At 71.5% G+C, this 23,219-nt stretch carries 2 protein-coding genes; both read right to left on the bottom strand.

The annotated features are described in order from the left end of the window. Positions 1–6: 6 nt before the first annotated feature. A complete protein-coding gene (locus QBL25_RS02085) occupies positions 7–19,950 on the bottom strand; it encodes a type I polyketide synthase (protein WP_409055214.1) in 19,944 nt (6,647 codons plus the stop codon). A 43-nt stretch (positions 19,951–19,993) separates the two neighbouring features. Then, positions 19,994–23,176: a type I polyketide synthase gene (locus QBL25_RS02090; protein ID WP_409055215.1), complete on the bottom strand. Its 3,183-nt coding sequence runs from the start codon at positions 23,174–23,176 to the stop codon at positions 19,994–19,996. Between the last annotated feature and the right edge of the window lie 43 nt (positions 23,177–23,219).

A 23,219-nucleotide genomic window follows, 5' to 3' on the forward strand; every position in this document is an offset into this window, starting at 1 on the left:
CGGTCATCATGACCTCCGCATCTCGTCGGGAACGTCGTTCTTCATCGCCATGCGCACCAGGTCGTCGACACTCATCTCGTCCAGCGAGGGCCCCTCGCCGTTCTCCGGTGCGTGACCCGCGCCGTTGGCGCCGTTCGTGCCGTTCGATGACGTGTCACCGTCGTCGGCCGTCCGCTCCGGGAAGAGTTCCTCCCTCAGGTACCGCGCCACGACGACCGGCGTCGGATAGTCGAAGAGCAGCGTGCTGGGCAGTTGCAGACCGGTCGCGCGCCGCAGCCGGTTCCGCAGCTCGACCGAGGTCAGCGAGTCGAATCCGACCAGGCTGAAGGCCCGCTCTGCACCGATCTTCTCGGGGCCGCCCAGGCCGAGAACCGCCGCGGCATGCGCACGCACGGTCTCCAGCAGGGTGTCGTCCACCTTGCCGTCCGGCAGCCCCTTCAGCCGGGCCATCAAGTCGCCCTCCGACTCCTCGCCCACCTGATCGCCCGGGTGCGCCGCGGCGGGCCCGGCGACGTCGGGGAGATCGGCGATGAGCCGGCTGGCACGGGTCGCGGTGAAGGCGGGCGCGTAATCCGCCCACTCGACCTGGGCCACCATCACCTGCGGCTCCTCGCGGCCCAGCGAAGCGGCCAGCGCCGCCATCGCCGTCTCAGGCTCCATCGGCGGCAATCCCTGCCGGCGCAGGCGTTCCTCCACCTCGCCGGTCACCATTCCACCGCCGCCCCAGGAGCCCCAGGCCACGGATGTCGCGGGCAGCCCCGCCGCCCGCCGCACCTGGGCCAGCGCGTCGAGGTAGGCGTTCGCCGCGGCATACCCGCCCTGCCCTCCGCTGCCCCAGACGCTGCCGACGGCCGAGGAGAACAGCACGAACGCGTCGAGCTCCAGATCGGCGGTGAGTTCGTGCAGCACCGTGGCGGCCGCCACCTTGGGCCTCAGCGCCCGCTCCAGCTGCTCGGCCGTGAGGCTCTCCACCAGCCCGTCCGCGAGCACGGCCGCGCCGTGGATCACCGCCGTCAGCGGGTACTCCTCGGGAATCGACGCCAGCACCTCCCGCAACCCGTCCCGGTCGGCGACGTCGACCGCGGCCACGGTCACCCGTGACCCCGACTCCGTCAGCTCCGCCTCCAACTCCTCGATGCCGGGCGTGTCCTTGCCACGCCTGCCGACGAGCAGAATGTGTGGCGCGCCGGCCCGGGCCAGCCAGCGGCAGACGTGCGATCCGACCGCCCCCGCGCCGCCCGTCACCAGGACGGTGCCCCGTGGGCGCCAGTCGCCGCTCGGCGAACCCTCCAGCGGCGCGCGCCCCAGCCGCCGGCCGAACGCTCCCGAGGTGCGCACCGCCACCTCGTCCTCACCAGGGACTCCCTCCACGATGTCGACGCCGTGCAGGACCGCGCCCAGCAGGTGGGCGGCGCGCCCGTCCAGCCGCGCGGGTACGTCCACGAGCCCGCCCCACCGTTCCGGCCGCTCCAGGGCCACGACCCGGCCCAGACCCCAGATCTGGGCCTGTAGCGGGTTGGCGACCGCGTCGGCGTTCCCCGTGGACACCGCCTCGCGCGTCAGGCACCACAGCCGCGCCTCGACGCCCTCGTCATCCAGCGCCTGCACCAGGGCGACCGTGCCCGACAGACCGTCGGAGACCGGCTCGTGCGCGGCGCCCAGGCCGTCGTCGACGAGTGCGGCGAGCGACAGCACACCCGAGAGACCGCCCGGTACGTCCTCCCGCGTGAGGATCGCGGCGAGGCTTCGGCCGAGCGCCGTACGGTCGCGCAGGTCGGCCGCCGCGATGTCCCATCGGATCACCTGGGTGCGGCGTTGCCGCAGCGCCTCGAGCACCGTCTCCACCGCGGGGTCCGCCGCGGCTGCCTCGGGGACGGCCACCAGCCAGGCGTGTCCCTCGCCTCCCGGCGTCGGCCCGGTCCCGAGGCCGAGCAGCGGCTTCCACGTGGCGCGGTAGCGCAAGCTCTCCAGGACCGAGCGGTCCAGTCGGCGCCGCCGCCACGACGTCATGGCGGACAGCACGTCAGGAAGGGCGGTGCGCAGGCCATCGGGCTCCCGCTCCCCTTCCGCGCCGCCCAGCTCCAAGCCGCCCAGCCCCAGCACGCCGATCAGGGCTTCCACGTCCTCCCGGTCGACCGCGTCCCAGAACTCGGCCTCTACCGGGTCCGCGGAGGCGCCGGTCCCGCCGGAGACGTTGGTCCCGCCGGTTGCGCCGGGCCCATGGCCGGTGTCGGTCTTGGCGGTGTCCAGCAGCCAGTAGTGCTGGTACTGGAAGGGGTAAGTGGGCAGGTCGAGATGGGTGGGCCGGGTCGCGGGGTAGAAGCGGGCCCAGCCGGCGCCTGCATGGGCGGCGTGGGTGGCCTGGGTGTGGGCGGTCGCGAGGGAGGTCAGCACGCGCTGCCAGGTGTCGTCCTCGCGGCGCAGGGTGCCGGTGACGGCGATCTCCTGCCTGCCCGCGTGGTCTTCGGCGGTCTCCTGCAAGGGATGGGTGAGGACGGGGTGGGGGCTGGCTTCGACGAACAGGGTGTGTCCGTCATCGAGCAAGGAGCGGATCGTCGCCTGGAAGTCGACCGTCGTGGCCAGGTTCTCGTACCAGTACGCCGCATTCATCACCGTCGTGTCGGCCATCGGCCCGCCCACGTGGCTGCTGACCGTCGAGTAGAACGCCACCGTGGCCGGCCGGGGTTCCACCGGGGCCAGCAGCTCCAGCAGTTGGTCGTGCAACGCCTCCACGTGTGAGGTGTGCGAGGCGTAGTCGACCGGGATACGGCGAGCGCGGATGCCCTCGCTCTCGCAGTGGGCGAGCAGTTCCGCCAAGGCGTCGGCGTCACCGGCGACCACGGTGGAGGACGGCCCGTTCACCGCCGCCACCGCCACCCGGCCTTCATATCGGGCAATCAGCTCTGCGGCAGCCTTCGCCGGCAGGGGCACCGAGACCATGCCGCCCCGGCCCGCGATGTTGGTGATGGCCTGCGAGCGCAGCGCCACGATCCGCGCCGAGTCCTCCAGCGACAGCACGCCGGCGATGTGCGCGGCAGCGATTTCACCTTGGGAGTGCCCCACCACCGCGTCCGGGGCAACCCCGAGGTGCTCCCACAGCCGGGCCAGGGACACCATCACCGCCCACAAAGCGGGCTGCACCACATCCACCCGATCCAAACCAGGCACACCAGGCACTTGGTTGAGGACATCGAGAAGATCCCAGCCCGTGAACGGCTCAAGCGCCGCCGCACACGCCCTCAGGTGCTCGGCGAAGACCGGAGAGGTGCGCATCAACTCCACGCCCATGCCCACCCATTGCGAGCCCTGGCCGGGGAACACGAACACCGTCCTACCCGACTCGGCAGCCGCCTCCCCCGTGACCACACGAGCGGAGGGCTCACCGGCAGCCAGCGCCGCCAAACCACCCCTGAAGTCGGCCAGTTCACGGCCGACCACCACCGCCCGATGATCGAACAGGGAGCGGCCCGCCGCCAACGCATGGCCGACCTGCTCGGCCGTCACCTGCGGATGACGATCAAGGTGCTCCAGCAGCTGTCGTGTCTGATCCCGCAATCCCGCATCCGACTTCGCCGACACCACCCACGGCAACGTCCCATCCGTCACCACAGCCGGCCCAGGAACGCCTTGATCGGTGACCTCCTCGTCGTCCGGAGCCTGCTCGACGATGAGATGGGCATTCGTGCCGCTGACGCCGAAGGACGACACACCCGCACGGCGCGGACGTCCCGTCTTAGGCCAAGGCCGTGTTTCCCTCAGCAGTTCGACGGCCCCGGATGTCCAGTCCACATGCGGGGTCGGCTCGTCCACGTGCAGCGTCTTGGGCAGCGTCCCGTTCCGCAGGGCCATCACCATCTTGATGACACCGCCCACGCCCGCCGCGGCCTGGGTGTGACCGACGTTCGACTTCAGTGAACCCAGCCACAGCGGCCGGTCCTCGGGCCGGTCCTGACCGTAGGTGGCCAGCAGGGCCTCCGCCTCGATCGGATCGCCGAGGGTGGTGCCGGTTCCGTGGGCCTCGACGGTGTCTATCTCCTCGGCCGTGAGGCGGGCGTTGGCCAGGGCCTGCCGGATGACACGCTCCTGTGCGGGCCCGTTCGGGGCGGTCAGGCCGTTGCTCGCGCCGTCCTGATTGACCGCCGAGCCGCGTACGACCGCGAGGACTTGGTGGCCTTGTCGCCGCGCGTCGGAGAGGCGTTCCAGCAGCAGCAGACCCACGCCCTCGGCCCAGCCCGCGCCGTCGGCGGAAGCGGCGAAGGACTTGCACCGCCCGTCGGCGGACAGACCGCGTTGCTTGCTGAACTCGGTGAAGACATCGGGCGTTGCCATGACGGTGACGCCGCCGGCCAGGGCCAGCGAGCACTCGCCGTTGCGCAGGGCCTGCGCGGCCAGGTGGATGGCCACCAGGGAAGAGGAGCAGGCGGTGTCGACCGTCACCGCCGAACCCTCGAACCCGAAGGTGTAGGCGACACGGCCGGAGGCGACGCTGCCCGCGCTGCCGTTGAGCAGGTAGCCCTCGAGGTCTTCGGGGACCGAGCTGAGGCGGCTGCCGTAGTCGCCGTACATCACGCCGGTGAAGACGCCGGTGGGCGTTGCCTGCAGGGCGGTGGGATCGATGCCGGCACGTTCGATGGTTTCCCAGGCGACCTCCAGGAGGAGGCGTTGCTGGGGGTCCATGGCGAGGGCTTCACGGGGGCTGATCCCGAAGAACGCGGGGTCGAAGGCGTCGGCATCGTAGAGGAAGCCGCCCTCGCGGACGTACGTCTTGCCCGGCCGGTCGGGATCGGGGTCGTAGAGCGTCTCGACGTCCCAGCCGCGGGTGGCCGGAAACTCCGCGACGGCGTCCGACTCGCTCGCCACCAGGGACCACAGATCGTCCGCGGATCGCACGCCGCCCGGATACCGGCAGCCGATGGCCACGATGGCGATGGGCTCGTCGCCGGCGACGGCGGCGACGGTGGTGGTCGCCGTCGCCGCGGTGGAGGTCGCGGTGGGCGCCTGGGCGGTCGGGGCGAGAGCGGTTTGGAGGTGGGCGACCAGGCGCCGCGGGGTCGGGTGGTCGAAGACGAGACCGGCGGGGAGGCGGAGACCGGTTGCGGCGTTGAGCCGGTTGCGGAACTCGACCGCGGTCAGCGAGTCGAATCCGAGGTCCTTGAACGCCTGGGTGAGATTGACGGCCTCGGGTGTGGCATGGCCCAGGACGACGGCGACCTCCGTACGTACAAGGGTCTCGAGGGCGGCCTCGGCGTCCTCGTGCGAGAGGTGGGCCAGGCGATCGCGGATGCCGGCGGTGTTGCTCGCCGTGGCGGCGGCGGCCCTGCGAACGGGAACGCGTACAAGGCCCTGGAGGACAGCGGGAACAGTGCCGCTCTCCAAGTGCGGACGGAGCAGGGCGGGAACGATCTTCGCGGGGACCAGGCAGGCGCCGCGTGTGGAACGGGCGGCCTCGAACAAGGCCAGCCCCTCCTCCGCCGTGAGCGGTTTGATCCCGAGACGAGCCGCCCGGGTCAGATCCGCGTCGTCCAAGTGGCCGGTCATGTCGCTGCGCTGTTCCCAGAAGCCCCAAGCCAGCGAGGTGGCGGGCAGCCCTTCGGCGCGACGGCGCTGGGCCAGCGCGTCGAGGAAGACGTTCGCCGCGGCGTAGTTGCCCTGTCCCGGAGTACCCAGAACGCCTGCCATGGAGGAGAAGAGCACGAACTCGGTGAGGCCCATCTCACGGGTCAGCTCGTGCAGGTGCCAGGCGGCGTCGACCTTGGGACGGAACACGCCGTCGACACGCTCCGCCGTCAGCGAGGTGACGATGCCGTCATCGAGGACGCCGGCGCTGTGCACGACCGCGGTCAGGGGGTGCGCGTCGGGGATCGCGGCGAGGAGGGCGGCGAGAGCGTCACGGTCGGCGGTGTCACAGGCCGCGATGGTGACCTTGACCCCCAACTCGCCGAGCTCGGCTGCCAGTTCGGGGGCGCCCGGAGCGTCCATGCCGCGTCGGCTGGTCAGCAGCAGGTGCGCGGCCTGCCCAGTCGTCGCGTAGTGGCGGGCGAACAACGAGCCCAGGGTGCCTGTGCCGCCGGTGATCAGGACCGTGCCCCCCGCGGCCGTCTCCGGCGCGGGTGCCTCGACGTCTGCGCCCGTACCTGTAGTTGTGGGCGTGCCTGCGCCTGTGTCGGTGGGCAGCTCCCGCACGAGCCGGGGAACATAGAGCGGCTGCCGGTCACCGTCTCGGATCGCCACCTGCGGCTCGCCGCTTCCCAGCGCCGCGCGGAACGACTCGGCGTCGACGGTGTTCTCGTCCGCGAGATCGATCACGGTGAAGCGGCCGGGGTTCTCGGTCTGAGCCGTACGGATCAGACCCCATGCGGCGGCGTCCGCGGGGCTGGGTGACTCGGTCTCGGCGTCGACCGCGACGGCTCGCCGGGTGACGAACACCAGCCGACTGCCTGCCGACCGCTCATCGTCCAGCCACGACTGGATCGTGCTCAAGGCGTACCGCACGGTCTCGCGGGCGGCTCCGGGAACGTCTTCGGCCGGTCCGGAACGCCCCAGCAGGCCGGTGGCGATGACCAGGTCCGGGAGACCGGCAGTGTCCTCTGTCGCAAGCGTCGCCAGTTCCGCGTGGAGCTCGGCCGTGGCGCCGTCGGACAGCGCCGTTGCCAGCGCCTCGGGCACGTCGGTGCCCAGGAACGCGACCCGGTCCGTCCCGAGTCCCTCGGCGGCGGGCATCGGGACCCAGTCCAGGCGGAACAGGTGGTCGTCCCCGCCCGTCGCGACCGCCTTCGCCAACTGCTCGGCGGTGATCGACCGCATCCCCAGGGACTCCACGTCGGCGACCGGCCGCCCGGCGGGGTCGGCGAGCCTGACGCGCAGCGCCCCCGCGTCGGAAAGGGTGATCTGAGCGCGCAGTTCCCTGGCCCCCACGGCGTGCAGCCGGACGTTCGACCAGGCGAACAGCAGCGGGACCTCGTCCGAGCGCTGCTCGGAACGGGCGAAGACAGAGGGGTGGAGCGCCGCGTCGAAGAGGGCGGGATGGATGCCGTACTGGTCGGCATCGGTGGCGTCGTCAGTGGGGAGAGCCACCTCGGCGTAGAGGGTCTCGCCATCGCGCCAGGCGGCGGTCACGCCCTGGAAGGTGGGGCCGTAGTGATATCCGAAGCCTGCCATGAGGTCGTAGAGGGTGTCGGCGGGCAAGGGGGTGGCGCTGGTCGGCGGCCAGGCCGTCGGCTCCGCCCACGTCGCCCACTGCGCCGTGTCCGGTGCGGCGGGCGGCTGCGGGCCGAGGGTGCCGGTGGCGTGGCGGGTCCAGGGCCGGTCGGGTGTGTCGTCGTCGGGCCGAGAGTGGACGGTGAGGGCCCGGCGGCCGTCGTTGTCGGCCGCCGTCACATGCACCTGGAGGTGAAACCCTCCCGCGCCCGTGAGCGTCAGGGGTGCTTCGAGGGCCAGGTCTTCCAGGTGAGGAGTGTCGAGGAACTGGCCGACGTGGAGCGCGAGGTCGACGAACGCGGTGCCGGGCACGAGGGGAGTGTCGTGAACGGCATGGTCGGCCAGCCAGGGGTGGCTGCGCAGCGACAGGCTTCCGGTGAACAGATGGCCGTCGCCGTCCGCAAGAGCTACGGCGGCGCCGAGCAGACCGTGGTCGGTGGCGCGCAGGCCGAGGGTGTGGGGATCACCGGCGGCGGTGGTGTCCAGCAGCCAGTAGTGCTCGTGTTGGAAGGGGTAGGTGGGCAGGTCGAGGTGGGTGGGCCGGGTCGCGGGGTAGAAGCGGGCCCAGCCGGCGCCTGCATGGGCGGCGTGGGTGGCCTGGGTGTGGGCGGTCGCGAGGGAGGTCAGCACGCGCTGCCAGGTGCCGTCGTCGCGGCGCAGGGTCCCGGTGACCGCGACGTCCCGCCTGCCCGCGTGGTCTTCGGCGGTCTCCTGCAAGGGGTGCGTGAGGACCGGGTGCGGGCTGGGCTCGATGAACCGACTGTGCCCGTCGTCCAGCAGAGCTCGGGTCGCACCCTGGAAGTCGACGGTGGAGGCCAGGTTGTCGTACCAGTACTGGGCGTTCATCACCGTCGTGTCGGCCAGCGGTCCGCCCAGGTACCCGGTGACACTGGAGTAGAAGGCCACCGAGGCCTGCTGCGCACGTACCGGTGCAAGGAGCTCCAGCAGCTGGTCGTGCAGGACCTCGACGTGCATCGTGTGCGAGGCGTAATCGACCGGGATCTTCCGGGCCCTGATGCCCTCGCGCTCACAGTGCGCGAGCAGTTCCTCCAAGGCGTCGGCGTCACCGGCGACCACGGTGGAGGACGGCCCGTTCACCGCCGCCACCGCCACCCGGCCCTCCCACCGGGCCACCACCCCCGAGGCATCGGCCACGGCAAGCGGCACCGAGACCATGCCGCCCCGGCCCGCGATGTTGGTGATGGCCTGCGAGCGCAGCGCCACGATCCGCGCCGAGTCCTCCAGCGACAGCACGCCGGCGATGTGCGCGGCAGCGATCTCACCTTGGGAGTGCCCCACCACCGCGTCCGGGGTCACACCCAGGTGCTCCCACAGCCGGGCCAACGACACCATCACCGCCCACAACGCGGGCTGCACCACATCCACCCGATCCAAACCAGGCACACCAGGCACTTGGTTGAGGACATCGAGAAGATCCCAACCCATGAACGGCTCAAGCGCCGCCGCACACGCCCTCAGATGCTCGGCAAACACCGGCGAAGTCCGCATCAACTCCACACCCATGCCCACCCATTGCGAGCCCTGGCCGGGGAACACGAACACCGTCTTGCCCGACTCGGCAGCCGCCTCCCCCGTGACCACACGAGCGGAGGGCTCACCGGCAGCCAGCGCCGCCAAACCACCCCTGAAGTCGGCCAGTTCACGGCCGACCACCACCGCCCGGTGATCGAACAGCGAGCGGCCCGCGGCCAACGCGTGACCGACCTGCTCGGCCGTCACCTGCGGATGACGATCAAGGTGCTCCAGCAGCTGTCGCGCCTGATCCCGCACCCCCGCATCCGACTTCGCCGACACCACCCACGGCAACGTCCCATCCGTCACCACAGCCGGCCCGGGAACATCCTCGCCTGCGATGTCCCCGTCCTCCGGAGCCTGCTCGACGATGAGGTGCACGTTGGTTCCGCTGACACCGAAGGAGGAGACTCCGGCACGGCGCGGACGTCCCGCCTCCGGCCAGGGCCGCTCCTCGGTCAACAGCTCCACCGCACCCGCGGACCAATCCACGTGCGGGGTCGGCTCGTCCACGTGCAGCGTCTTGGGCAGCACCCCGTTCCGCAGGGCCATCACCATCTTGATAACGCTGCTCACGCCCGCCGCGGCCCCTAGATGACCGATGTTGGACTTCAGCGAGCCCAGCCACAACGGCCTATCCTCGGGCCGGTCCTGACCGTAGGTGGCCAGCAGCGCTCGGGCCTCGATCGGGTCACCGAGGGTGGTTCCGGTTCCGTGAGCCTCGACGACGTCGACCTCGTCGGCCTTGACCCGGGCGTTGGCCAGGGCCTGCCGGATGACACGCTCCTGCGAAGGCCCGTTCGGGGCAGTCAGGCCGTTGCTGGCACCGTCCTGGTTGACCGCCGAGCCGCGGATGACGGCGAGCACCGGGTGCCCGTTGCGCCGCGCGTCGGAAAGCCGCTCCAGTAGCAGAACCCCTGCGCCCTCGCCCCAGTTCGTACCGTCGGCGGCGGCCGCAAACGCCTTGATCCGCCCGTCCGCCGCCAGGCCTCGCTGCCTGCTGAACTCGGTGAACAGCCCCGGAGTGGCGATCACATTCACACCGGCGGCCACCGCGAGCGCGCACTCCCCTTGGCGCAGTGCCTGCGAGGCCTGGTGCAACGCCACCAACGACGACGAGCACGCCGTGTCTACCGTGATCGCCGGACCTTCGAGACCAAGGAAGTACGCCAGCCGACCCGAGATGACACTGGTCATCTTGCCGGTCACCATCAGGCCGTCCATGCCGTCCGCGGCCTCGTGCAGCAGCGGGCCGTACTCCAGGCCCACCGCGCCGACGAACACGCCGGTCTGGGTGCCGTGCACCGACTCCGGGCGGATGCCCGCCCGCTCGAACGCCTCCCAGGCGGTCTCCAGCAGGAGGCGTTGCTGGGGATCCATGGCGAGGGCTTCACGGGGGCTGATCCCGAAGAAGCCGGCGTCGAACCCGGCCGCGTCGGAGAGGAAGCCCGCCTCGCGGACATAGCTCTTGCCCGACCGGTCGGGATCAGGGTCATACAGCCCCTCCACGTCCCAGCCACGATCTGTCGGAAGCCCCGAGATCGCCTCACCGCCGGACGCGACCAAGTCCCACAGCTCCTCCGGGGATCCCACATCCCCGGGAAGCCGGCAGCCGATGCCCACCACGGCCACCGGTTCGTCCGACTCCGTTACTGCCCGCAGGGGTTGGGCCGAGGGCGTCGCCTCGCCGGGGAGAGCGCCGCGCAGATGTCGGGCCATCGCGGCCGGCGTCGGATAGTCGAACACGACCGTCGGCGACACCCGCAGACCAGTGGCCGCCGTCAGGCGGTTGCTCAGCTCCACCGCGGACAGCGACTGAAAACCGAGATCCTTGAACTTGCTGTCCGGGCGGACCGCCTCCGCCGTCGTGTGCCCCAGCACGGTCGCGGCGTGGGCACGCACCACCTCCATCAACTCGCGCTCGGCCTCGGCGACGGGCATCCCGGCGAACCGTTGCCCATCCGGGACAGGATCCGCCGTACCGACCGAAGCCTGTCCCGCTGCGATGACGTTTCCGGCGCTCCCGGACGTTCCCAGCCAGTACCGCTGGTGCTGGAATGCGTAGGTCGGCAGCTCGACGACACGCGCTCCCCGGCCCGCGAACACCGCCGGCCAGTCAACGTTCGCTCCTCGCACCCATGCCTCGCCCAAGGAGGCGCACAAACGCTTCAGGTCGCCGTCGTCGCGGCGCAGGGTGCCGGTGACGGCGATCTCCTGCCTGCCCGCGTGGTCTTCGGCGGTCTCCTGCAAGGGATGGGTGAGGACGGGGTGCGGGCTGGACTCGACGAACAGGGAGTGCCCGTCATCGAGCAGGGAACGGATCGTCGCCTGGAAGTCGACGGTGGTGGCCAGGTTCTCGTACCAGTACGCCGCACCCATCACCGTCGTATCGGCCATCGGCCCGCCCACGTGACCGGCGACCGTCGAGTAGAACGCCACCGTGGCTTCCTGCGCGCGAACCGGAGCCAGCAGCTCCAGGAGCTGGTCGTGGAGTGCCTCCACGTGCGAGGTGTGCGAGGCGTAGTCGACCGGGATACGGCGAGCGCGGATGCCCTCGCTCTCGCAGTGGACCAGCAGCTCCGCCAGCGCATCCGCGTCACCGGCCACCACGGTGGACGACGGACCGTTCACCACGGCCACCGCCACCCGCCCCTCCCACCGGGCAACCAACTCTGCGGCAGCATCCGCCGACACCGGAAGCGAAACCATCCCGCCCCGACCCGCGATCCCCGCAATCGCCCGCGAACGCAACGCCACCACCCGCGCCGCATCCTCCAACGACAGCACCCCAGCAATATGTGCAGCCGCGATCTCCCCCTGCGAATGTCCCACCACCGCATCCGGGGTCACACCCAGGTGCTCCCACAGCCGGGCCAACGACACCATCACCGCCCACAACGCGGGCTGCACCACATCCACCCGATCCAAACCAGGCACACCCTCCACCTGGCCAAGCACATCAAGAAGATCCCAACCCGTGAACGGCTCAAGCGCCGCCGCACACGCCCTCAGATGCTCGGCAAACACCGGCGAAGTCCGCATCAACTCCACGCCCATGCCGACCCATTGCGAGCCCTGGCCGGGGAACACGAACACCGTCCTACCGTGCTCAGCCGCCACCTTCCCCGTGACCACGTGCGGGGAAGGATTACCTGCGGCCAGCGCCGCCAAAGCGTCCTGGTAGTCGGCTGGCTCGCGGCCGATCACCACTGCCCGGTGATCGAACGCCGTTCGCGAAACCGCCAGCGACAATCCCACATCGGCCACCGACACATCGGCGTCCGTGGCCATGAGATCCCCGAGTCGGCCCGCCTGCATGGCCAGTGCCGCCGCGCTCTTGCCCGACACCAGGAACGGCACCGGCCCGTCCGTCGTGACCACCGGTCCCGTCGCATGCTCGTCGACGGTAGATTCCTCGGCCTCCGGGGCCTGCTCCAGTACCAGGTGCGCGTTGGTGCCGCTGATGCCGAACGACGAGATACCGGCGCGGCGCGGACGTCCCGCCTCCGGCCAGGGCCGCTGCTCGGTCAGCAACTCCACCGCGCCCGCGGACCAATCCACGTGCGGGCTCGGCTCGTCCACGTGCAGCGTCTTGGGCAGCACACCCTTCTGTAGGGCCATCACCATCTTGATCAGGCCGGCGGCGCCGGAGGCCGCCATGGTGTGGCCGATGTTGGATTTCAGTGAACCCAGCCACAGCGGCCGTTCCTCGGGTCGGTCCTGACCGTAGGTGGCGATCAGCGCCTGGGCCTCGATCGGGTCGCCCAGGGTGGTGCCGGTGCCGTGTCCCTCGACCACGTCGACCTCGTCGGGAGTGAGGCGCGCGTTGGCCAAGGCCTGTCGGATGACGCGCTCCTGCGAGGGTCCGTTGGGTGCGGTCAGGCCGTTGCTGCGGCCGTCTTGGTTGACCGCCGAGCCGCGGATGACGGCGAGCACCGGGTGTCCGTTGCGCCGCGCGTCGGAAAGCCGCTCCAGGAGGAGAACTCCTGCGCCCTCGCCCCAGTTCGTGCCGTCGGCGGCGGCCGCGAACGCCTTGATCCGCCCGTCCGCCGCCAGGCCTCGCTGCCTGCTGAACTCGGTGAACAGTCCCGGAGTGGTCATGACGGACACGCCGGCGGCCACCGCGAGCGTGCACTCCCCCTGGCGCAGTGCCTGCGAGGCCTGGTGCAACGCCACCAACGACGACGAGCATGCCGTGTCTACCGTGATCGCCGGACCTTCGAGACCAAGGAAGTACGCCAGCCGACCCGAGATGACGCTGGCTATCTTGCCGGTCAGCAGCAGGCCGTCCATGCCGTCCGCGGCCTCGTGCAGCAGCGGACCGTACTCCTGGGTCATGGCGCCGACGAAGACGCCGGTACGGCTGCCGCGCAGCGCGGTCGGGTCGATGCCCGCGCGCTCGATCGCCTCCCAGGCGACCTCCAGCAGGAGTCGCTGCTGCGGGTCCATCGCCGTCGCTTCACCCGGGCTGATCTCGAAGAAGCCGGCGTCGAACGCCGCCGGGTCGGTGAGGAAGCCCGCCTCGCGGACATAGCTCTTGCCCGACCGGTCCGGATCGGAGTCGTACAGGCCTTCCACGTCCCAGCCCCGGTTCGTCGGAAGTCCCGAGATCGCCTCGCTGCCGGAAGCGACCAGGTCCCACAAGTCCTCGGGCGAGCCCACGTCCCCGGGGAGCCGGCAGCCGATGCCCACCACGGCCACCGGTTCGTCCAACTCCGTGGCCGCGAGCAGGGGTTCGGTGGCCAGCGGCGTCTCTCCGAGCAGTTCGGCGCGCAGATGCCGGGCCATCGCGGCCGGCGTCGGATGGTCGAACACCGCTGTCGGGGACAGGCGCAGGCCGGTGGCGTTGTTGAGCTGGTTGCGCAGCTCGACCGCGGTCAGCGAGTCGAAGCCGAGGTGTTTGAAGGCGCTGTCCGGTCGGACCGTTTCCGGTGTCGCGTGGCCCAGTACGGTCGCGGCGTGGGTGCGCACCAGCTCGATCAGCTCGCGCTCGGCCTCGGCCTCGGACATCCCGGCGAACCGCTGGCCGCCTGCGGCAGCACCCGTGGGACCGGCCGCGGCGGTGCGGCGAGCGGTCCGGGGACGCACCAGGGCGCCGAGTACCGTGGGCAGCGCCCCGTTCCCGCCCTGGGCGAGCCGCGCGGTGTCCAGCCGTGCGGGAACGAGCAGGGGCTCATCGAGAGCGACGGCCGCGTCGAACAGGGCCAGTCCCTCCTGCGCCCGCAGGGGCGTCAGGCCGACCCTGGCCATCCGGGCCAGGTCCGCCTGGTTCAAGTCACCCGTCAGGTCGCTGCGCTGGTCCCAGAGGCCCCAGGCGAGCGAGGTGGCCGGGAGTCCCTGGGCCCGGCGGTGCGCGGCCAGCGCGTCGAGGTAGACGTTCGCCGCCGCGTAGTTGCCTTGCCCCGCACCGCCGAGCGCGCCCATGACCGAGGAGAACAGGACGAACGCGGCCAGTTCCCGGTCCCTGGTGAGGTGGTGCAGGTGCCATGCCGCGTCCGCTTTGGGCCGTAGCACCGCGTCGAGCCGCTCGGGCGTCAGCGCGGAGACCAGGCCGTCGTCCAGGGCGCCCGCCGTGTGCACGACCGCGGTCAGCGGGTGCTCGGCCGGTATCGCGTCCAGGAGGTCGGACAGCGCTTCGGGGTCGGAGACGTCGCACGCCACCACCGTGGCCGTCGCGCCGAGTCCGGCGAGCCGTTCCACCAGTTCGGCGGCGCCCTCGGCGCCGGGTCCGCGTCGGCTGACCAGCAGCAGGCGCCGCATTCCGTGTTCGGTGACCAGGTGGCGGGCGAGGAGCCCGCCCAGTGTGCCGGTGCCGCCGGTGAGCAGGACCGTGCCTTCCGGGTTCCACGCCGGTGGCAGGGTCAGCACACTTCTCCCGATGTGCTGGGCCCGGCTGAACGCGGCAAAAGCCTCCGGGGCCTGTCGCACCTCCCATGCCCGCACCGGTGAGCGGCGCAGGACTCCGCGCTCGAACAGCGCGACGATCTCGGTCAGCGTCTGCTGGAACCGCTCCGGCTCCGCCCAGGCCACCTCGGTCAGGTCGAACGCCTGGTGCTCCACGCCGGGAGGGGACCCGGCCGCCGCCTCCCGGGATCCCGAGGTGCCGGTCGTGCCCGCGTCCACGAGGCGGCCCCCGCGCGGCAGCAGCCGAAGCGAGGCGTCCGTCGGCTCCCGGTCCGTCAGCTCCCGCGCCGGGCTGTTCAGTACGACGTCCATGCCGCGGCCGCCGGTGGCGGACAGGAACCGCTCCGCGAATTCCGGTGCCCCCGACGACGCGAGGTGTGCGTCGTCCAGCCCGGTTGCCCGCAGGGCGGCCCGGTCGTCGGTGCTCGCCGTGCCGAACACCTCCGCGCCCAGGTGTCGTGCCAGTTGCACCGCGGCCATGCCCACGCCGCTCGTGGCGTCGTGCACGAACAGCGACTCGCCCGGCCGCAGCTGCGCCCGGTTCACCAGGCCGTGGTAAGCCGCTGCGAACGCCAGGGGTACCGATGCCGCGTCCTCGAACGACCAGTCATGAGGGATGCGTACGACCAGGTGTTGATCGGTGACCGCCAGGGGGCCGAATGCTCCCGGCATCAGTCCCATCACCCGGTCACCCGGCCCCAGCCCGGTCACGCCCGAGCCGACCTCGGTCACCACACCGGCGCCCTCGACGCCCAGTGCGGAGCTCTCACCCCGGGTGGCGTCGAGTGCGGCCGACACGTCCCGGGCGTTCAGCCCGGCCGCCCGCACGGCGACCCGGATCTGGTGCGGCCGCAGCGGCTCAGCCGCGTCGGGTGCGGCCACCAGGGACAGCGCGTCCAGGGTGCCGCCGCCGGTCGCGTCCAGCCGCCACGCCACCTCCCGCGGGGGAATCAGCGCGCCGTCGGCGGCGGCCCGGACGAGCCGCGGCACCAGGACCTCTCCCCCACGCACCGCCAGCTGCGGCTCCCCGCAGGCCAGCGCGGCAGGCAGGGCTCGCAGGGAGCGCGCGTCCTCATCGACGTCGACGAGGACGAACCGGTCCGGGTTCTCCGTCTGCGCGGTGCGCAACAGGCCCCACACCGGCGCGGAGGGGAGATCCGGCCGCTCCGCGTGGCCGGCCGCCACCGCACCGCGGGTGACCACGACCAGCCGCGTGTCGGCGAACCGCTCGTCGGCGAGCCATGACTGCACCAGGGACAGTGCCCTGAGCAGCTGGGCACGGACGGCGGCAGGACTGCCGGGGGCGATGTCGTCGGCGCAGGAGACCTCCGGGACGGGCAGCTGGCAGGCCAGCACAAGTTCGGGTCGGAAGGCGGAGTCAGTGGCTGTGGCTGCGGCTGCGACGGTGGCTGTGTCTGTGCTGTCGGCAGTCGCTGTGCTGGTGGCGGCGAGTGCCTCGAACTCCGCACCGAGCGCGGACAAGTCCGCGTACCGCCGTGCACGTGTGCCGTCCAGAAGGGCGCCCAGCCCGAGCCCGTCGTCACCCACCAGGGCCCACGGGCCGAGCAAGGTCTCCCCGGCATCCTGCACCGGGCGGCTCACCCACCCCATGCGGAACAACGCGTCGTGGTGTTCCTCTCGTGCTCCGCCCAGCTTCCCCGGGTCAACGGGGCGCATCGCCAGCGAACCGACCGACGCGACCGGCGCGCCTTCGGTGTCGGCGACCTCCACCACCATGGCGTCAGAGCCCGACGGGGCCAACCGCACCCGTAGATCCGTGGCGCCGGTCGCATGCAACCGCACATCGGACCACACGAAGGGCAGCCTCGGCGGCTCGGCTCCCCGCCCGGCCCCCGGGTCCTCCGAAATGAGCCCGGCGTGCAGGGCCGCGTCCAGCAGCGCGGGGTGGATGCCGAAGGCGGTCGCCTCGGCGTGCCGCTCCTGCGGCAACACCACCTCGGCGTACACCTCCTCTCCCCGCCGCCACATCGCCCGCACTCCCTGGAAGGCGGAGCCGTACTGATAGCCGAGCGCGTCCAACGCCGGGTACAGCTCATCGGTTTCCACCGGCAGCGCCCCGGCCGGCGGCCACACCTGGGGGTCCCACGAGGACGGCGCCGGGCCGCCCGGGGCGAGTACGCCCGTGGCATGGCAGGTCCAGGGCACACCCGTCCCCTCGCCGTCGGGCCGGGAGTGCACGCTCACGGATCGCCGCCCGGCTTCACCGGCCTCACCCACCTCCACCCGCAGCTGGACGCCGCCGGTGGCGGCCAGAACCAGCGGTGCTTGCAGGGTGAGCTCCTCCAGGTGATCGCCGCCTACCTCGTCACCCGCGCGGAGCGCCATCTCGACGAAGGCCGTGCCGGGCAGCAGCACGGTGCCGGAGACCGCGTGGTCGACCAGCCAGCCATGCGTCTGCAACGACAACCGGCCGGTCAGTACGGTGACATCGGTCCCCGCCAGCTCCACCGCCGCACCGAGCAACGGGTGTTCGACCACGGCCTGTCCGGACGCGGCCGCGTCTGCCGCGCCTCCGGATGCCTCCATCCAGTAGTGCTGGTGTTGGAAGGGGTAGGTGGGCAGGTCGAGGTGGGTGGGCCGGGTGGCGGGGTAGAAACCGGCCCAGTCCGCGCTGGCGTGGGTGTGAGCGGTCGCGAGGGAGGTCAGCACGCGCTGCCAGGTGTCGTCCTCGCGGCGCAGGGTGCCGGTGACCGCGACCTCGTGCCTACCCTCGTGGTCTTCGGCGGTCTCCTGCAAGGGATGGGTCAGCACCGGGTGCGGGCTGGACTCGACGAACAGGGTGTGCCCGTCATCGAGGAGGGAGCGGATGGTCGCCTGGAAGTCGACGGTGGTGGCCAGGTTCTCGTACCAGTACGCCGCACCCATCACCGTCGTATCGGCCATCGGCCCGCCCACGTGACCGGCGACCGTCGAGTAGAACGCCACCGTGGCTTCCTGCGCGCGAACCGGAGCCAGGAGCTCCAGGAGCTGGTCGTGGAGTGCCTCCACGTGCGAGGTGTGCGAGGCGTAGTCCACCGGAATCTTCCGGGCCCTGACACCTTCGCTCTCGCAGTGGATCAGCAGCTCCGCCAGCGCATCCGCGTCACCGGCCACCACGGTGGACGACGGACCATTCACCACGGCCACCGCCACCCGGCCCTCCCACCGGGCAATCAACTTTGCGGCAGCCTTCGCCGGCACCGGAAGCGAAACCATCCCGCCCCGACCCGCGATGCCCGCAATCGCCCGCGAACGCAACGCCACCACCCGCGCCGCATCCTCCAACGACAGCACACCGGCGATGTGCGCGGCAGCGATCTCCCCCTGTGAGTGCCCCACCACCGCGTCCGGGGCAACCCCGAGGTGCTCCCACAACCGGGCCAGGGAAACCATCACCGCCCACAACGCGGGCTGCACCACATCCACCCGATCCAAACCAGGCACACCAGGCACTTGGTTGAGCACATCGAGAAGATCCCAACCCGTGAACGGCTCAAGCGCCGCCGCACACGCCCTCAGATGCTCGGCAAACACCGGCGAAGTCCGCATCAACTCCACGCCCATGCCCACCCACTGCGAGCCCTGCCCGGGGAACACGAACACCGTCTTGCCCGACTCGGCAGCCGCCGCCCCCGTGACCACACGAGCGGAAGGCTCACCAGCAGCCAATGCCGCCAAACCACCCCTGAAGTCGGCCAGTTCACGGCCGACCACCACCGCCCGATGATCGAACAGGGAGCGGCCCGCCGCCAACGCATGACCAACCTCAGCAGCCGTCACCTGCGAAGGGCCATCCAGGTAATCGAGCAGCCGTCGGGCCTGATCCCGCAGCCCCGCATCCGACTTCGCCGACACCACCCACGGCAACGTCCCATCCGTCACCACAGCCGGCCCTGACGCCGACGCGCCCTCGTGGTCGGCGGCTTCGCCCTCCGGGGCCTGTTCGACGATGACATGGGCGTTCGTGCCGCTGACGCCGAAGGACGACACACCCGCACGGCGCGGGCGGCCCGTCTTAGGCCAAGGTCGCTCCTCGGTGAGGAGTTCCACGCCTCCCGCAGCCCAGTCCACGTGCGAGGACGGCGCGTCCACGTGCAGCGTGCGGGGCAGCACCCCGTTCCGCAGGGCCATCACCATCTTGATGACACCGCCCACGCCCGCCGCGGCCTGGGTGTGACCGACGTTCGACTTCAGCGAACCCAGCCACAGCGGCCGGTCCTCGGGGCGGTCCTGACCATAGGTGGCCAGCAGCGCTTCCGCCTCGATCGGGTCACCCAGTGTCGTTCCCGTTCCGTGGGCCTCGACGACGTCGACGTCCTGCGGAGAGAGGCCGGCGCCGGCCAGTGCCTGGCGTATCACGCGTTCCTGGGAAAGGCCGTTGGGGGCGGTCAGGCCATTGCTGGCGCCGTCCTGGTTGACCGCTGAACCGCGCAGGACCGCAAGGACCTGATGGCCGTTTCGCCGCGCATCGGAGAGGCGTTCCAGCAGCAGCAGGCCTACGCCCTCCGCCCAGGCGGTGCCGTCCGCCGCATCGGCGAAGGCCTTGCAGCGCCCGTCCACGGCGAGTCCGCGCTGTCGGCTGAACTCCACGAACATGCCCGGTGTGGCCATGACGGCTGCGCCGCCCGCCAGGGCCAGCGAGCACTCGCCGTTGCGCAGGGCCTGGGCCGCCAGGTGCATCGAGACCAGGGATGACGAGCATGCGGTGTCGACCGTCACCGCGGGTCCTTCGAAGCCGAAGGTGTAGGCGACGCGGCCGGAGGCGACGCTCGCGGTGTTGCCGGTGAGGAGGTAGCCGTCGAACCCGGCTGCTCCGTCGTGGAGTTGAGGGCCGTACTCCTGGGTCATGGCGCCGACGAACACGCCGGTACGGCTGCCGCGCAGTGCGGTCGGGTCGACGCCCGCCCGCTCGAACGCCTCCCAGGACGTCTCCAGGAGGAGGCGCTGCTGCGGGTCCATCGCCGTCGCCTCGCGCGGGCTGATCCCGAAGAACGCGGGGTCGAACTCGGGCGCGTCGGACAGGAACCCGCCCTTGGTGACGTAGGAAGCGCCGGGTCGGTCCGGGTCGGGATCGAGGAGCTTCTCGGTGTCCCAGCCGCGGTCGGTGGGGAACTCGGTGATGGCGTCGACGCCTTCGCTGACCAGACGCCACAGGTCCTCGGGGGCGCGGACGTCTCCTGGGTAGCGGCAGGCCATGCCCACGATCGCGAGGGGCTCGCGAGCGGAATCCTCCAGCTCGCGCACCCGCTCGCGCAGGGACTGCGCATCGTCGACGGCGCGTCGCAAGTAGGACCGGAGCTTGTCGACGTCGTTCACCAGGGCCTCCCCCAACGGTTGTTGCTCGGACGTACGGGTGGCGCTACACGTATCCGCGGTCGATCAGTTCGTATAGTTCGTCGTCGCTCCGGCTTGCCGGTCGCGTTTCCTCCGCCGGTGCCGGAACGTCGGGCGTCTCCGGCTTGAGGAGGGAGAAGATGTGCCCGCCGAGTGCTCGCGGGGTGGGGTAGGAGAAGGCGACGGCGGCCGGGAGCCGCACGCCTGCCGCCGTGGCGAGCCGGTTGCGGAGCCGTACGGCCATCGAGGAGTCGAACCCCAGGTCCTTGAAGGTCTCGGTCGACCTCGTCATGAGGTCGGTGCCCGTCAGGTCCGTGTCGTTCCTGCTCAGCACCGCTGCCGTTTCGGCGCACACGAGGTTCAGCACCAGTGCTTCCGAGTCCAGGTGAGCCGCCGGGGTGGCGGCGGCAGCGGGCCGCTGCGGGCCGTGTCCGCTCGTGTGCGTGGAGGGGCTCGTGCTGTTGGTGGCCGTGTCGGTTGGCACGGTCGGCATGTCATGTCGTGCTGTCGGCGTGTCCGTGTCGTCGGGTGCCGTCAGCCAGTACCGCTGCCGCTGGAACGGGTAGGTGGGCAAGCCGATGCGGCGCGGCCGGTGCGCGGCGAAGACGTGCTCCCAGTTCACCGGCACGCCCCGGACGTGCAGCTCGGCCAGCGAAGTGATGATCTTGCTCGCGCTGCCGTCGTCCTTGTGGAGGGTGCCGGCCACCAGCGGTGAGGCCGCCAGTGCGTCGGCGGTCTCCTCCATCGCCACCGCGAGCACCGGGTGCGGGCTGACTTCGAGGAACACCCCACTGCGGTCATGGCCCCCGCGTTGCATCAGGTGTTCGACCACCTCGCCGAAACGCACCGGTGAGCGCAGGTTGTCGTACCAGTACGAGCCGTCGAGTCGGCGCGTGTCGAGGACTCCCCCGGTGACCGTGGAGTGGAATTCCACCCCCGTCTCCTTCGGGGAGAGGTCCGCGGCGGCCTGGAGCACGCGATCACGGATGCGTTCCACCTGGTGGGAGTGGGACGCGTACTCGATTCTGACCCGGCGCACCCGCACGCCGTCTTCGGCCGCCATCGCGGCAAACTGCTCCAGCGCTTCGAGGTCCCCGGAGATGACCACGGAGCCCGGTCCGTTGACCGCGCCCACGCAGAGCCGCCCGGGCCACCGGCTCAGCCGCTCCTCCACCCAGGCGAGGGGCGCGGCCACCGCGTTCAGTCCGCCCAGGCCGGCCAATTGCGTCAATGCCTGGCTGCGCAGGGCGACGATCCGCGCCGCGTCCTGGAGCGGGAGCGCACCCGCCGCGCAGGCCGCGGCGATCTCGCCCTGCGAGTGCCCCACCACCGCGTCGGGGACCACGCCCAGCGACCGCCACACCCGGGCGAGGGACACCATCATCGCGAACAACGCCGGCTGCACCACGTCGTCGCCGCGCTCCAGCGACGGCGCCGACTCCGCGCCGGTCACCACGTCCGCCAGCGACCAGTCCACCCACGGCGCCAGTGCATCAGCGCACTCGTCGATCGCGCGCGCGAAGACGTCCGACTCCGCGTACAGCCTCTTGCCCATGCCCGCCCATTGCGAGCCCTGGCCGGGGAACACGAAGACGACCGGGCCCACCGGTCCTGCGGCCTTCCCCTGAATCACCCGCGCCGAGCTTCCACCCGACGCCACCACGTCCAGGCCGGCCAGCGACTCCTGCCGGCCACCGCCCAGCACCACCGCCCGGTGGTCGAACAGCGCCCGCGTCGACACGAGCGAATGCCCCACGTCGGCCACCGGCACGGACGTGTCCGCGGCCACGCGTTCGCGTAACCGGGAGGCCTGTGCGCGCAAGGCGGCCTCCGTCCGCGCCGACAGGACCCATGGCACCACGCCGAAGGTGCCCGCGGATGCGGGGTCCGCCTCCTCGCTGCGGGGCCGGGTCCGTTCTTGTGGCGCCTGCTCCAGGATCACGTGGGCGTTCGTGCCGCCCATGCCGAACGACGACACCCCGGCCCGCCGCGGCCGGTCCGGCGCGCTCGGCCAGGGCCGGGCGGTGCGCAGGACCTCGAAGTCCTGCTGGAAGTCGGGGATGGCGGGGTTCGGAGAGCGGAAGTTCAGGCTCGGAACCAGCTGTGCGTGCTCCACGCAGAGCACCGCCTTGATGAAGCCGACGATGCCCGCGGCCGGCTCCAGGTGACCGACGTTCGTCTTCACCGAACCGATCGTCAGGGGCCGGCTGCGGCCGGTTTCCCGGAACACCGCGCGCAGACCGGCTATCTCGGCGGGGTCGCCCAGTCGGGTGCCGGTGCCGTGGGCCTCGACGTAGTCGATCTCGTCGAACGGGACGCCCGCGCGTCGCAGCGCGGACAGCGCGGTCGCCGCTTGCGCGCCGGGGCTGGGGTCGGGCATCCGGGAGGTCGCGCCACCGCTGGCGACGCTCCAGCCGCGGACCAGCGCGTGGATGGGGTCACCGTCGGCGACGGCGAGGTCCAGCCGCTTCAGCAGGACGAATCCCCCGCCCTCGCCCCGGACGAAACCGCTGGCCCGTTCGTCGAAGGTGAAGCAGTGGCCGTCGGGTGACAGGGCGCCCAGATTCGCCATGGCGAGTCCCGCGTCCGGATCGACGACGAGGTTCACGCCGCCCGCGATCGCCATGTCGACCGCGCCGCTGCGTACTCGTTCGCATGCCAGCGCCAGCGCCACCAGGGACGAGGACTGGCCCGAGTCCGCGCAGAAGCTCATGCCGCGGACGTCGAAGAGGCCCGATATCCGGTTGGCGATCAGCGCGCCGCTCGATCCGAGCGCGGCGTAATGGTCGTCCCGGTCGCTGCCCGACAGCTTGCGCAGCACGTCATACCCGGAGGACGCGGCACCGACCAGGACGTCGACCTCGCGGCCGGCGAGCGTCGTCGCCGCGATACGGGCGTCCTCGACGGCCTCCCAGGCGAGTTCGAGTCCCAGTCGTTGTACGGGGTCCATGGCGGCCGCCTCCGCCGGGTCCGTCCCGAAGAACTCCGCGTCGAACCCGTCGACGGCGTCGAGGAACGACCCCGCGGTGACGGTGGCGGTGTCCGGGTGGGGCGGGTGTGGCGGGGCGCTCGCCGCGCGCTGCTCGGGGAAGGTGCCGACGGTGGACTTCCCGTCGAGCAGCAGACGCCAGAACTCCCGCGGGTCGTGCACGCCGGGGAAACGGCATGACATACCGATGACCGCAATATCGGCGGCTGTGCCACTCATGCGCATTCCTTCCGGTTCCCTCGGCGTACCGCGCTCACGGGCC

Source organism: Streptomyces sp. SYP-A7185 (assembly GCF_046103685.1).
In the GTDB taxonomy this organism is placed as follows: domain Bacteria; phylum Actinomycetota; class Actinomycetes; order Streptomycetales; family Streptomycetaceae; genus Streptomyces.

Coding starts and splice junctions, on each gene's coding strand:
- QBL25_RS02090 (WP_409055215.1), bottom strand. CDS start 23,176: ATGAGTGGCACAGCCGCCGATATTGCGGTCATCGGTATGTCATGCCGT.